Source organism: Salinimicrobium sp. WS361, assembly GCF_050750585.1.
GTDB lineage: Bacteria > Bacteroidota > Bacteroidia > Flavobacteriales > Flavobacteriaceae > Salinimicrobium.
In genome coordinates this window covers 53,863-67,618 of the sequence record NZ_JBOJLM010000018.1, presented here as the reverse complement: position 1 = coordinate 67,618, position 13,756 = coordinate 53,863, and the positions used below count along the sequence as shown (strand labels likewise).

Sequence of the window (13,756 nt, the reverse complement as noted above, 5' to 3'; positions counted from 1 at the left end):
TCACTTCAATTATTAGGAGTTGTACAAAAGGGGAGAGGATCACGATACCAAGGGTTAAAAAGGCTCCCGATTTAAAGCCTTCCTGCCAGCTCATCACACCGTTGTAGTAATTTTTCCTTTTATCGTAGAGGGCGAGCAGGTAAATACCAATAGCCACTATGGCAAAAAAGCTGGTGTAAAATGAATGTTCTGCAATGTATTCGTCGTGCAGGCCAAAGAGTTTTTCTCCCAGCATCCAGAGTATCATAGCGACAGAAAAGATGATCGCCCACTTGATTTCAAAAAGGTGTTTTCTCATTGTAGTTTAGTTGGTTCTTTAAACTTAATGAAAATTGGAACAAATAAAGCAGAATAAAAAGATAAAGCCTGAAAAGCAATTTTGCTTTCCAGGCTTTATCCCTCTGTCCTTAGGACATCTCCCCTCAGAAAGGGGAGAATATGTAATATTTAAAGCCAGCGGACCACTGATCACTTACTATTCATCAACAAGCACCCAGTCTCCTTTGTCTAATAGCGGGATGGCTTGCTTGAACTTCATGCTCTTGTTCTCACCGGTCATTACGTTCTTGATTGTTACTTTGTCGTTACGACCAATTTTAGGACGTTCGCGGGTAATGGTTTCGGTCACCTGCGGGCGGCGCTGCTGAGTTTGGCCTGCGGCCCTGCTCTGCGCAGCTCTCTCGTCCATGTTCGGGATCTCTTCTTTTGTAGTTTCGACTTCCTCTCTTTTCCTGGTCTGTCTCACCTCCCTTATCTGCTCTGGGTTTGGTACAGGAAGTTCTCCTTTGAAAAGGAAGGAGATCACATCTTTATTCACCTGGTCAAGCATTACCTTGAACAGCTCAAAGGCTTCAAACTTATAGATCAAAAGCGGATCTTTTTGCTCGTGCACCGCCAGCTGAACGCTCTGCTTAAGCTCATCCATTTTGCGAAGGTGGGTCTTCCACGCATCATCAATAATGGCTAAACTTATGTTCTTTTCGAAATCGGTGATTAATTGCTTTCCTTCAGTTTCATAAGCTTTTTCCAGATTTGTCACCACCTGTAGGGTTTTCACCCCGTCGGTAAAGGGAACTGCAATTCTTTCAAAGTTATTGCCCTTATCTTCCCACACCTGCTTGATCACTGGGTAGGCAGCTTCGGCACTGCTCTTCATTTTATTGCGATAATGCTCATAAGCAGCTTTATAGATCACCTGTGCGATCTTCTGGAAGTCCATTTTATCAAACTCTTCTTCAGTAATAGGAGAGCTCATGGAGAAATAGCGGATCAATTCAAATTCAAAGTTCTTGAAATCGCTTGCCATTTTATTTGTTTCGGCAATACTTTCCGAAGTATCATAGATCATATTAGCGATGTCCACGCGCAAACGGTCTCCAAAAAGTGCATGGTAACGGCGCTTGTAAACCACCTCACGTTGTGCGTTCATCACATCATCATATTCTAACAGACGCTTACGTACACCAAAGTTGTTCTCTTCTACCTTCTTCTGGGCGCGCTCAATAGATTTTGAGATCATGGAATGCTGAATCACTTCTCCTTCTTCCAGCCCCATACGGTCCATCAATTTGGCGATTTTTTCTGAACCAAAAAGGCGCATCAAATTGTCTTCAAGAGACACGTAGAATTGCGAGCTACCTGGATCTCCCTGACGACCGGCACGACCTCTAAGCTGCCTGTCAACACGTCTCGAATCGTGACGCTCTGTACCTACAATTGCAAGACCCCCTGCTTTTTTCACTTCAGGAGAAAGCTTGATATCGGTACCACGACCGGCCATGTTGGTGGCAATGGTCACGACGCCACTGTTACCGGCTTCGGCAACAATATCGGCCTCTTTTTTATGGAGCTTCGCGTTCAATACGTTGTGAGGAACTTTTCGAAGCGTAAGCATCCTACTAAGTAATTCTGAAATTTCTACGGAAGTAGTACCAATAAGTACAGGTCTCCCGGCCCTTGAAAGATCGGTCACATGATCAATTACGGCATTGTATTTCTCACGTTTGGTTTTATAAACCAGGTCTTCTTTATCTTGCCTTGCGATAGGACGGTTCGTTGGAATTTCTACCACATCAAGTTTGTAGATCTCCCATAATTCCCCGGCTTCGGTCACAGCAGTACCGGTCATACCCGAAAGTTTGCTGTACATCCTGAAGTAATTCTGAAGAGTAACCGTAGCAAAGGTCTGCGTTGCATCTTCGATCTTTACACTCTCCTTGGCTTCAATCGCCTGGTGGAGCCCATCACTATAACGGCGGCCTTCCATGATACGCCCGGTTTGCTCATCTACGATCTTCACCTTATTGTCCATCACCACATACTCTGTGTCTTTTTCAAACAGGGTGTAAGCCTTTAACAGCTGACGCATGGTGTGTATGCGTTCACTTTTCACGCTATAATCACGAAAAAGGTCTTCTTTCTTTTCAGCTTCTTGTTCTTTAGAAAGCCCTTCTTTTTCAATCTTGGCGATCTCCATCCCAATCTCGGGCATTACGAAGAAGTCGGGATCATCTTTCCCAGAAAGGAATTCGATCCCTTTATCTGTAAGATCAATCTGGTTGTTTTTCTCTTCGATCACAAAGTACAGTTCGGCGTCAACCTTCGGCATTTCCCGGTTGTTGTCGGCCATGTACTTGTTTTCTGTTTTTTGAAGTAAGGCCTTAACACCTTCTTCACTCAAATATTTAATGAGCGCTTTATTCTTTGGAAGTCCGCGGTACACGCGAAGCAATTTTAACCCACCTTCTTCAGTATCTCCTGCGGCGATAAGTTTTTTAGCTTCAGCAAGAACCCCGGTAAGATATTTACGCTGAACCTCAACAATATTCGCCACAGCAGGTTTTAGCTGGTCAAATTCATGAATGTCTCCTTTAGGGATTGGTCCTGAAATGATCAATGGAGTTCTGGCATCATCTACCAACACCGAATCCACCTCATCTACTATAGCGTAGTTGTGGGGCCGCTGTACAAGATCATCGGGAGAATGCGACATGTTATCACGCAGATAATCGAAACCAAATTCATTATTGGTTCCGTAGGTGATATCAGCGTTATAAGCCTTTCTGCGGGAAGCAGAATTTGGCCTGTGATAATCAATACAATCTATAGAAAGTCCGTGGAACTGGAAAAGTGGTGCCATCCAGGCGCTATCACGTTTAGCCAGGTAGTCGTTCACCGTTACCAGGTGAACACCATTGCCGGTAAGGGCATTGAGGTACATTGGGAGCGTTGCAACAAGGGTTTTACCTTCCCCGGTTTGCATCTCGGCGATTTTTCCCTGGTGCATGGCAACCCCGCCTATAAGCTGCACATCGTAGTGCACCATATCCCAGGTAATTGGTTTCCCGGCTGCATCCCACGAGTTGTTCCATACGGCATAATCACCATCGAGATTTACATAATCTTTTTCTGCAGAAAGTTCACGATCATAAGCTGATGCTGTGACTTTAAGTTGTGGATTGTCTTTAAATCGTTTGGCAGTTTCCTTTACAGTGGCAAAGGCTTCGGGGAGAATCTCGTTAAGGACACCTTCAGATATTTCGTAAGATTTTTCTTTTAAGGCGTCTATTTCGGCGTAGATATCTTCTTTGCGGGTAATGTCTTCAGATGCATCGGCTTCAGTATTAAGGTTAGTGATTTGTTCATTCACCTCCTTAAGTGCATCTTTGATCCTTGTTTTGAAAGTAACTGTCTTTTCGCGCAGTTCATCCAGGCTAAGAGCTTCAAATTCTTTTTCGAGAGCGAGTATCTTGTTGACTATAGGCTGAATTTCCTTAATGTCTTTTTTAGACTTGTCGCCGACAAAAACTTTCAATACGGTATCTAAAAAACTCATATGTTTTTGTGGTATTTAATATTTCAAAGTTAAGCAAAAAAAAAGCCTCAAATCTGAGACTTTTTTCTGCTTTTATTGTGGTGTGCTTTTAATATTCATCTTCATTCCAGAGGTAATCCTCATCTGTAGGGTAATCTGGCCAGATTTCCTCTATTGAATCATAGGAATCCCCTTCATCTTCAATCGCCTGTAGGTTTTCGACAACCTCCAGGGGAGCACCCGTCCTGATGGCGTAATCAATTAACTCATCTTTTGTGGCGGGCCATGGTGCATCGCTAAGATAGGATGCTAATTCTAATGTCCAATACATCGGTTAATCGGTTTAAATTTTTGCAAAAATAATTTTTTTGACGAGAAAGTCAAGAAAAAAATCATCTTTTTATCACTAATTTTAAGAACGTGGTATCTACTGTATTTCCTTTAAAAATAGAGGATTTCTGCAGAGAAACTGGTTGAAATCTATTTAGGAGTTCTTTTGTGGGATCCATTTAACTTCTTTCACCTGTAAATCATGAGACAACTTTCGTGCCAGCACAAAAAGATAGTCACTTAGGCGGTTAAGATACTGCAGCACCTGCTCCTCAAAAGGTTCAATTTCATAAAGAGCAGTGGCAAGACGCTCGGCCCTGCGGCACACACAGCGGGCTACGTGACAAACTGACACGGTTTGATGACCGCCGGGGAGTATGAAGTGTGTCATGGACGGTAACTCTTCATTCATCCTGTCAATTTCCTGTTCAAGAAGTTCAATATCTTCCATAGAGATCCTCGGGATATTGAGGCGTTCTTTGCCATTTTTGAGCACTGCCTTTTCAGGATCGGTGGCAAGAATAGCTCCCAGGGTGAACAAACGGTCCTGGATCTTTATAACAATCTCGCGGCTGTGCTCATCTACTTGCTGGTCGCGCATAAGGCCCAGGTGTGAATTTAGCTCATCTACCGTGCCGTAGCTATCAATGCGAATATGGTGTTTTGGAACGCGGGTACCGCCAAACAGAGCGGTTGTTCCCTTGTCGCCGGTTTTAGTATAAATCTTCATCTTTATGGTTTTAAGAACTTCTTGTTAGAAAGGGTGCCTAAAGTAAGAAAATAAAGAGGGGTTTTAAAATGGGATTGCGGGAAGTTAAACTTTGGAATTTATTTTCTGAAGAGGTCCCAAAAATGCCATTTTTGGGAGGTATTTTCTGGAGATCATCTTGTTTGGAAGTCAGTGAAAAACATTGCAAATTAGAATTTTATATTGTTATTTCTTCCCTACTGAAGAGTCCTGTTATTCGCTATTTTTTTGTCTCTTAAATTTCTTCTGAAAGTTTTTGCTTAAAGAACGCCTCCATTCCAGCTCTTTTTTCCTGCGTTTACGGCTTCTTATCCATAGGAAAAAAGCGACGCAAACACATAAAAGGGCCAGGTACAAGAATAGTTCGTTATTCCAGAAGTCATTCATGGCGCACAGATTTCAGAAGATAATTTAATAAATCATCTGATTATCCTGTACTTATAAAGTGTTAATTCAGTGCCTGCAGAATTTATTTCTTTCTTTTTCGCTCGTTGTACCGGTTTCTGAAATTCCTGTTCTTTTTAAGCTCCCGGTTCTTTTTTGTACGATTGCCGTTCCATAAGAAGAAGGCGAGGAAAACCACGATAATGATGATGTAGAGGATCGTATCGCTATCGAAAAATGACATTTTTTGTTAGTTAAGAGTTAGGAGTTCGGAGTTTAGAGATTTTTCCTTAATTAAGAAGTTACTGCTTAAGTTGGTTTTGTCTTAAAACAATTTTTTCTGCCAACTGATTACTGACCACTGAGAACTTTTTTCCTTTCGTCGCTTTCGATCATACCATCGCGAAGTCGGATAATGCGATGGGCGTGACGGGCGATATCTTCTTCGTGAGTAACCAGGATTACAGTGTTTCCTGAAGCGTGTATGTCATCAAAGAGATTCATGATCTCTACAGAAGTTTTTGAATCGAGGTTCCCCGTAGGCTCATCAGCAAGGATTATTGACGGATTATTCACCAGAGCTCGGCCCACAGCAACTCTTTGGCGTTGCCCACCAGAAAGCTGGTTGGGCTTATGATCCATCCTGTCTGCCAGGCCAACATCGGCAAGTACTTTCTCGGCACGTTCCTTTCGCTGACTTTTAGTAGCCCCTGCGTAGATCATTGGCAGAGCAACATTTTCCAAGGCAGTGGTGCGGGGTAGGAGGTTAAAAGTTTGAAAAACAAATCCAATTTCTTTATTCCTGATCTCTGCCAGCTCATCATCGCTCATTTGGCTCACATCTTTTCCATTAAGGATATACTGGCCCGAAGTTGGAGTGTCAAGACATCCCAGGAGATTCATAAGTGTAGACTTTCCCGATCCTGAAGGACCCATAAAAGCTACGTACTCTCCTTTTTCAATATCGAGATCGATACCTTTTAGAACTTTTACAATTTCCTGTCCCAGGTGAAAATCCCTGGTAATTTGCCTAATCTTAATAACGCTGCTCATAAGCTAATGTGAATTCAAAAGTTAGACGCAAGTTAGGAGAGTTTGTTACAATTATCAATAAGCAAAAGGAGGATTTGAAATTTGAAGATGTGAGGATTTGAAGATTTGTTTGCTATCCTACACTTACGACTCTCCCTAAGGGAGAGGAGCTATTGAAAAATACTCCCTCACCTTTGGAGAGGGGCGGGGAGAGGATAATATATGTAATTTAGCTCCGGAGGAGCGTAATATCTATAGATATTTAATTAAGTCGATTTAATGAGCTCCAGCGGAGCGGAATATTCCTAGTAGGTAATGCGCAGTGGGAAGTAGTAATTTTGAAATTCCTCAATCAGGAACAGGTAATCTTTTTTGCGCTTCTTTGCCCCGGCCCTAAAAGGAGGATGCACAAAAAATTTTACCAGAAGAGAAATGTTTAGAAGTAAGAAATTTTATACTAGGAGAAATGACAAAAAAGCTATCAGCTTTTTAAACAACTGCCTACTAATTACAGCGCACTGCAAACTTATCAGACACGAATTACGAAATGTTCCTTTTCCTGTTCTCTTCTGAAAAACACGAGGCCCCATTGAAAAGTGTCTATAGAAACCTTCACTTTAGGGTGTGCTTTTATCTCTTCCCAGGCTTCTTCCATGCCTTTTGACCAGTGAATGTCGTCAAAGATCATGACAGAATCGTTGTGAACGGTTGGGAGTAGCTTCTCAAAATAGGATAGGGTAGCTTCTTTTTGATGGTTGCCGTCTACGTAGATTAGATCGTTGTTTTGAGTTCGGAGTTCGGAGTTATGAGTTGTGGGTTGTCGGTTGTCGGTTGTGGGTTTTGAGTTGTCAGTTGTAAGTTGGCTGTTTTTAGTTGAGTTGGAATTTGGAATTTTGAATTTGGAATTTTTTTCTTCTTTCCTCTCTCCACTTCCCTCTTTCCACTTTCCATTTTCAACTAATAATTCTTGAAACTTGCCAACCATCAGCTGAATATTCCTCAATCTGAATTCCTTAAATTTTTCCGAAGCAATTAGAGCTGTTTGGGGGCAACCTTCAATAGTAGTGACCTTTATTTTATTTCCGGCTGCCATTGCCGCTGTGCCTAGCCCAAGAGAAGTTCCAAGCTCCATGGCTGTATCTGCCTCTAAATACCTCACGAGCCGATTAAGGAGTCGGGCGCGTTTGGGAGAAATGCCTGCCGTTTTTGCCATTTTTGACAGCTTACGGACTTCAGATGTAAAAACTTTACTTCCGGCACCAAAATCTTTTACTTTAATTGCTCTTTTGTCCTTCAGCAAGGATCTTCTGTATTCCTTCAGCAGCGCATAAGAAGCGTATTTTCTTCGGTCATAAAAACAGCGGGTCACCAGCCCATAAACAAAAGGCGAATGCACTCCATGTTGATTGGTGGAGTGGAGAAGAAAACGGAAATAGGCTTTGACTAAATGAAACATCTATATGTTAATATGATAACTCAATTTTACTCATTTCAAGCTCCAAATTCCAATATTTGCTTTAATGTGAAACTAATATCTAAATTTTGCTTTGCTTGCAAATGTAAGTCAAAACCTTATTTTTAGAGCGGGGAAGTTGTAACCAACTAAAATGAAAGATGCAGAATAGTCGACTTTCAAACGTGGAATTGATAAAAAGCCTTTTCAAAGGTAGGCAGGATGTTTTTGCACGTCATTGGCAAAAGGGATCCAAAAAGGGTTATATGCCGGCATATCAATTTGATCCTTACATGTTCCGGCTTCACAAGATGAAGGGTGGCACATTTAAGTCTTATGAGCAAAAAACTTTTCTTTCGCTTACAGATAATGAAATTGAGAAGCATCTACAGGGCGAGCAGCTCATTGGTATTTATCCTTTACTGCAGGACAATACCTCGTGGTTTATTGTTGCAGATTTCGACGGCAATAACTGGGCAGAAGAATGTATTTCTGTAATTAATACTTTAAAAAGCAGGGGAATTCCTGCATACATTGAAAAATCACGTTCGGGAAACGGAGGACACGTCTGGATCTTTTTTGAGGGGACTTATCCGGCGATCAAAAGTCGAAAATTATTCAAGGCCCTGCTGGAAGAAACCGGCGCATTTTCTTTGTTGGATAAAAGTTCAAGTTTTGACAGACTCTTCCCTAATCAGGATGCTTTATCGGGAAAAGGTTTGGGAAATTTAATTGCCTTGCCATTATATAAACCGGCCATTGAAAAAGGGAATAGTTGTTTTGTTAATGAAAACATGCAGCCATTTGAGGATCAATGGAAATTCCTTTCCAAAATTGAGAGGGTGGCAATTTCTCACCTGGATAAGCTTTTAAATAATCTTGATTCAGATTCAGAATCTCTTAAAGAGGCAAAAAGGGCAGGTTCAGGAAAGCTGAGAATAACACTTGATAATAAAGTTGTTTTGAATAAATGGTCATTGCCTCCTTCAGTTGCAACATATTTAAAAGATGAATTGAATTTTCCCAATTCAGAATTTTTCATCAAAAAGAAGACAGGTAAAAGTACCTGGGGCACAGATCGATATTTCAAGACTTATGAAGAGACAAGTGATCATCTACTACTGCCGCGGGGATTTATTGGAAAATTTATCCGGTTCTGTAGAAAGCAGAACGTCGACCATGAATTTATAGATAAAAGAAGAAAACCAAAAAAGGTGAAATTTTCAGCAGGAATAGCCCTGCGGGAACATCAAAAAAAAGCTGTTGCAGCAGCAAAAAGGAAAGATTTCGGAGTTATTACAGCACCTCCGGGTTCAGGAAAAACTGTTATTGGCCTGCAGATTGTTGCAGATAAAGGATTACCGGCCCTTATTGTGGTGCATAGGAAACAATTAATGGAGCAGTGGATAGAGCGAATTGAAGGCTTTCTAGGAATTCCGAAAAGGGAAATTGGTAGGATTGGACAGGGAAAAGCCAAAAGTGGAAAGTTAGTTACGGTGGCTATGATACAGAGTTTAAGTAAACAAATAAAAAAAGCTGAAAATTCTAATTTCTCTCAATCCTTTGGAACCGTTATCATTGATGAATGCCACCATATCCCTGCTGAAACTTATAAAAATGTGATTTCCCAACTTACTCCATTTTTTCAGTATGGATTAACTGCAACCCCTTTTAGAAAAGGAAGTGACGGAAAAATGATCTTTACATATTTGGGAGAGCTTATAGCTCATATAAATTCCCATGAAATTGAAAATTACAAACGGGCGAGGGTAATAATTCGCAATACTTCTCTTGATATACCATACAATTCAAAAACAGATCCTTTCGAAGTATTGTCTAAGGTACTCGTGCATGATTCAAACAGGAACAGGCTTATTTGTGAAGATGTAACACTTCAAGTTGAGAAAGGGAGAAATGTTGTTTTGCTAACTGAACGTAAAGAGCACATAGACATACTTTACCTACTACTTAAACAGTTCTTTGAAACGATAACCTTGAGCGGAGATGATTCACAGGTAAGCCGGAGCCTAAAATGGGAGAGCTTGAGAAAAGGAGATTACCAGGTTTTAATCACCACCGGCCAGTTTTTTGGCGAAGGATCTGACCTGCAAAATGCCTCTACTCTTTTTCTTGTTTATCCTTTTTCCTTTAAAGGAAAGTTGATTCAGTACATAGGTCGGGTTCAGCGTTCTGAGCTTACTCCTGTAATTTATGATTATCGGGATCATAAAATAGAGTACCTGAATAAACTATTTCTGAAGAGAAATACCTATTATCGTCATTTCGACAAGCAGGTTACTTTGTTTGATGAAGAAGAACTGTCAATGAAAAATTCTACAGCTCCAGAAATTTTTAGTGTTGATGAGGATCTCAATATTTTGTGGGAGGATCTTGATTTTCGCTTTGGTGCAGTTGCTTTTACTTATCAAATACCCAACCCTGCCATTAAACTTGAATTTGAAGTTGAAAATGACCTTTTTAGACCGGAGTTTGACGTTCTGAAACCTTATTTTGCTAAAGTTTTGAAGTCGGGAAAAGTCCGGATTAAAATTTCTGCTGAAATTCAGGAGGGAAAAATTATTTCTCAAATGGCAACTTCCAAAGCTCTGGAAGAGCTGGATGACGAAATCCTGCAAAGTGTCAAATTCAGATTTTTGGAGAAAGGACTTTTCAGTAAAAAAAGTGGGGGTGAAGAAATGGAAAAAGAACAACTTCAAACAGAAAATAACATTTCAGCTATTTTTAGTTACGGGGAAGATTTACTTCAGGATCTTTTAGATAATTCAAAGTACAAGCATCACCGGCAATTAAGGTACTTAGCAACCAAACATGAATATACTGTCCTGAGACTTCGTTTTGTCCTTGATCCGTTTTCTTTTGTATTCCTTATTTCAGGAATAGATCAATACCACCTTGTGCTCGAAACTCTAGACACAGAAGAAGCGACTTATGTGTGGCATTTCAATAAGAATGAACTTCAGAAATATCTAGTTTATATTAATGGGGAATTAAATTTCATTCGGAATAAAGGAAGAAAAGAATATCTTGAAAATCAGCCAAAAAATTTCAGCCGTATCTTTCATGATTATTCTGATGATAGAAAGGGATTTATTGTTTGGAAGGATTTGCTGGAGGAGAGGGTGTTTTAGCGTTGTCTAAAATTTTGGTCATGCCCTGTCTCAATCACCCCTTTCGGCGGCTTAGAATCCCGAAAGCGGGTTCAAAACAAATCCCTTCCCTCATTTCTCTCATGGTAAGCCTTAAAGTTATCTATGTCACCGAATATTTCAATGACTTCTTTTCGTTTTACGATAGTTGGATTATCGGATATAATAATATTATAGGAGGACCAGGGATATTCTCTCATTCTTTGAACAACCCCATGATGAACAGGATTATTATGGATGTAAAAAATTATTTGTTTAAGATAATCTTCAGACGTGATTCTTTTTCTTTCAAATGATTTCTCCATAAGACTTCCCGTTCTGCCATACTTTTTGTTGATGGCTTGAGCATAAGCATTAAATAAATGACCAAGCTGCCTGGAGGCATCGGGTTTCTTCGATTCTTTACCCGGAAAAAATAAATAATCTTCTTTTTTTATTTCGCTGTCGGTTTTAAGATAAAGAAGTAGGTGAAAATGGTTACGCATGAGGCACCAGGCAAAGGTATCAGCAACTGGAGGAATATATTTCTCATAGAGCCGCAGGAAATACGAATAATTTTCTTCCTCAAAAAAAATGTTCGAGCCATTGTTTCCACGGTTGTAGATGTGGTAAAAGTTTCCCGTTTCTATAGGTTCGATTTTCAACTTTTTGTTATTGAGGATTTAATTTAAAGATATGAATTTCCTTAAATCAACCGCTTTCAGGATTGAAAAAACCGCTGAAAGAGTTTCAATCACCCCCTTTCGGCGGCTTGGAGCCCCGAAAGAGGGTTCTGCGAGAAGTCAACCGCTTTCAGGGTTAAAAAACCGCTGAAAGGGTTCTCTTACTCCATTTTATCTCCCAGTTCAAACCACCTCTCGGTTTTCTGTTCTATCTCAGCCTCGATCTTTCCAAGTTCCATGGAGGCTTTTGTGATCTCATCGGGACTTAGATCCTGCAGGAATTTTTGCTGAACATCATTCTTTTTCTTTTCCAGGTTATGGATCTCTTTTTCCAGCCTGTTGTATTCCTTCTGCTCATTGTAGGTTAGGGTCGTAGAGGTAGTGTTCTCTTTTTTCCAGGCTTTTTTCTCTGTTGAAGCTTCAGCCTTTTCGGTAGGTTCAGCTATAGAACTCGCTTCATATTCCCTGTAATCGGTATAGTTTCCGGGGAAATCTTCAATTTCTGTTGTTCCTTTAAAGACAAAAAGATGGTCCACGATCTTGTCCATAAAATAACGGTCGTGAGAAACCACTACAAGACAACCCGGAAAATCGAGCAGGAAGTCTTCGAGTACGTTCAAGGTCACAATATCGAGATCGTTTGTGGGCTCATCCAGGATAAGAAAGTTTGGATTCTGAATAAGGACGGTACACAGGTAAAGCCTCTTCTTTTCTCCACCACTTAATTTTTCTACATAATCGTACTGCTTCTTACGGTCAAAAAGGAAACGTTCCAAAAGCTGCTGTGCAGAGATTTGCCGGCCTTTTTTCAGCGGAATATAATCTCCAAATTCCCTTATCACATCAATGACCTTTTGGCCGTCCTTTACCTCAATTCCGCGTTGGGTGTAGTAACCAAACTTAATAGTTTCCCCAATGGTGATCTTCCCGGAATCGGGAGCAAGGGTGCCGGTGAGAATGTTTAGAAAAGTGGATTTTCCGGTTCCGTTTTTTCCGATAATTCCCAGCCTGTCGCCCGGCTGAAAGTTGTAACTGAATTTATCAAGCAGTTGGAGATCGCCAAAGCTTTTGGAAATATTATGGAACTCCACAATCTTATTCCCCAGGCGCTCCATATTGATCTCCAGTTGCACCTGGTGGTCGTTGCGGCGTTTTGAGGCGCGGTCTTTAATTTCAAAAAAGTCGTCTATACGCGATTTAGATTTGGTTGTTCGAGCTTTTGGCTGGCGTCGCATCCAGTCCAGTTCCTTCTTGAAAAGTTGTTTGGCTTTATCGGTATTGGTTTGCTCTAAAGCAATGCGTTCATCTTTTTTGCTGAGGTAGTAGGAGTAATTGCCTTTGTAGGTGTAAAGATTTCCGTCCTCAAGCTCTACGATCTCGTTACATACACGTTCCAGGAAGTACCTGTCGTGCGTTACCATAAAAATGGTGAAGTTCTCTTTACGGAAGAATTCCTCCAGCCACTCGATCATATCAAGATCGAGGTGGTTGGTAGGTTCATCCATGATGATGAGGTCGGGTTTATTTAGGATCATGGAGGCCAGGGCGAGACGTTTCTTTTGTCCGCCGCTAAGACTTCCTACCAGCGCGTGAAGATCTTCAAGCTTCAGTTTAAAAAGGATCTGTTTATAGGTGGTTTCAAAATCCCAGGCTTGATGGGCATCCATCTGTTCAAAAGCCTTTTGATAGGCATCGGAATCTTCAGGATTTTCAAGTGCTTTTTCGTAGCGCTCGATAACTTTCAGGATTTCATTATCTGAAGCAAAGATGGTTTGTTCTACCGTAAGTTTAGGATCCAGATTAGGTTCCTGCGGAAGAAAAGCTGTGGTGATATCCTTTCTATATACCACATTGCCCGCATCGGGAGTATCGGCGCCCGAAAGAATATTGAGGAGAGAGGTTTTTCCTGTTCCGTTTTTGGCCACAAAGCCCACCTTGTCTCCTTCATTAATTCCGAAGGAAAGATTTGAAAAAAGTTCTCTTTCTCCGTAAGCCTTGGCTACATTTTCTACAGATAAATAATTCACACAGATATTTTTGGCAAAAGTAGGTATTTCAATGATCAATTAACAATTTAGAATTAGCAGAGGGATTTTGGTGATTTGAAAATTTGAAGATTTGAGGATGTGGGATTTGAAGATGAAATGGAGTTCGACCAATCTAACG

10 protein-coding genes are annotated in these 13,756 nt (G+C 40.8%); 1 reads left to right on the top strand and 9 read right to left on the bottom strand.

All coding sequences use genetic code 11. The features are described 5' to 3' along the window. The 7 genes from ACQ93I_RS14950 to ACQ93I_RS14920 all read right to left on the bottom strand — a co-directional run. Positions 1 to 298 (bottom strand): DUF4199 domain-containing protein (locus tag ACQ93I_RS14950; protein ID WP_431699213.1); only part of this gene is annotated, 298 nt, incomplete at its 3' end. Between the two features lie 177 nt (positions 299 to 475). Further along, positions 476 to 3,835 (bottom strand): preprotein translocase subunit SecA, encoded by a 3,360-nt coding sequence (secA, locus tag ACQ93I_RS14945; protein ID WP_431699212.1) that lies wholly within the window; start codon positions 3,833 to 3,835, stop codon positions 476 to 478. Between the two features lie 88 nt (positions 3,836 to 3,923). Beyond that, entirely contained in the window at positions 3,924 to 4,145 is a 222-nt protein-coding gene (locus ACQ93I_RS14940; RefSeq protein WP_008272287.1) for a DUF2795 domain-containing protein, read from the bottom strand. 153 nt (positions 4,146 to 4,298) lie between these two features. Further along, entirely contained in the window at positions 4,299 to 4,874 is a 576-nt protein-coding gene (locus ACQ93I_RS14935; RefSeq protein WP_431699211.1) for a cob(I)yrinic acid a,c-diamide adenosyltransferase, read from the bottom strand. A gap of 487 nt (positions 4,875 to 5,361) precedes the next feature. After that, positions 5,362 to 5,520 (bottom strand): hypothetical protein, encoded by a 159-nt coding sequence (locus ACQ93I_RS14930; protein WP_431699210.1) that lies wholly within the window; start codon positions 5,518 to 5,520, stop codon positions 5,362 to 5,364. 107 nt (positions 5,521 to 5,627) lie between these two features. After that, positions 5,628 to 6,329 carry an ABC transporter ATP-binding protein gene (locus ACQ93I_RS14925; RefSeq protein WP_431699209.1) on the bottom strand — a complete coding sequence of 234 codons (702 nt, stop codon included), beginning with the start codon at positions 6,327 to 6,329 and terminating at the stop codon, positions 5,628 to 5,630. 508 nt (positions 6,330 to 6,837) lie between these two features. Continuing rightward, on the bottom strand, positions 6,838 to 7,764 hold the full coding sequence (locus ACQ93I_RS14920) for an O-methyltransferase (RefSeq protein WP_431699208.1): 927 nt from the start codon (positions 7,762 to 7,764) through the stop codon (positions 6,838 to 6,840). A gap of 158 nt (positions 7,765 to 7,922) precedes the next feature. Between ACQ93I_RS14920 and ACQ93I_RS14915 the strand changes: the two genes are divergently transcribed. Continuing rightward, a complete protein-coding gene (locus ACQ93I_RS14915) occupies positions 7,923 to 10,910 on the top strand; it encodes a TOTE conflict system archaeo-eukaryotic primase domain-containing protein (RefSeq protein ID WP_431699207.1) in 2,988 nt (995 codons plus the stop codon). Positions 10,911 to 10,981: 71 nt separating this feature from the next. Here ACQ93I_RS14915 and ACQ93I_RS14910 read toward each other — a convergent pair whose 3' ends face one another. Then, on the bottom strand, positions 10,982 to 11,572 hold the full coding sequence (locus tag ACQ93I_RS14910) for a transposase (RefSeq protein WP_431699206.1): 591 nt from the start codon (positions 11,570 to 11,572) through the stop codon (positions 10,982 to 10,984). Between the two features lie 179 nt (positions 11,573 to 11,751). Next, positions 11,752 to 13,617: an ABC-F family ATP-binding cassette domain-containing protein gene (locus ACQ93I_RS14905; RefSeq protein WP_431699205.1), complete on the bottom strand. Its 1,866-nt coding sequence runs from the start codon at positions 13,615 to 13,617 to the stop codon at positions 11,752 to 11,754. Positions 13,618 to 13,756 lie beyond the last annotated feature (139 nt).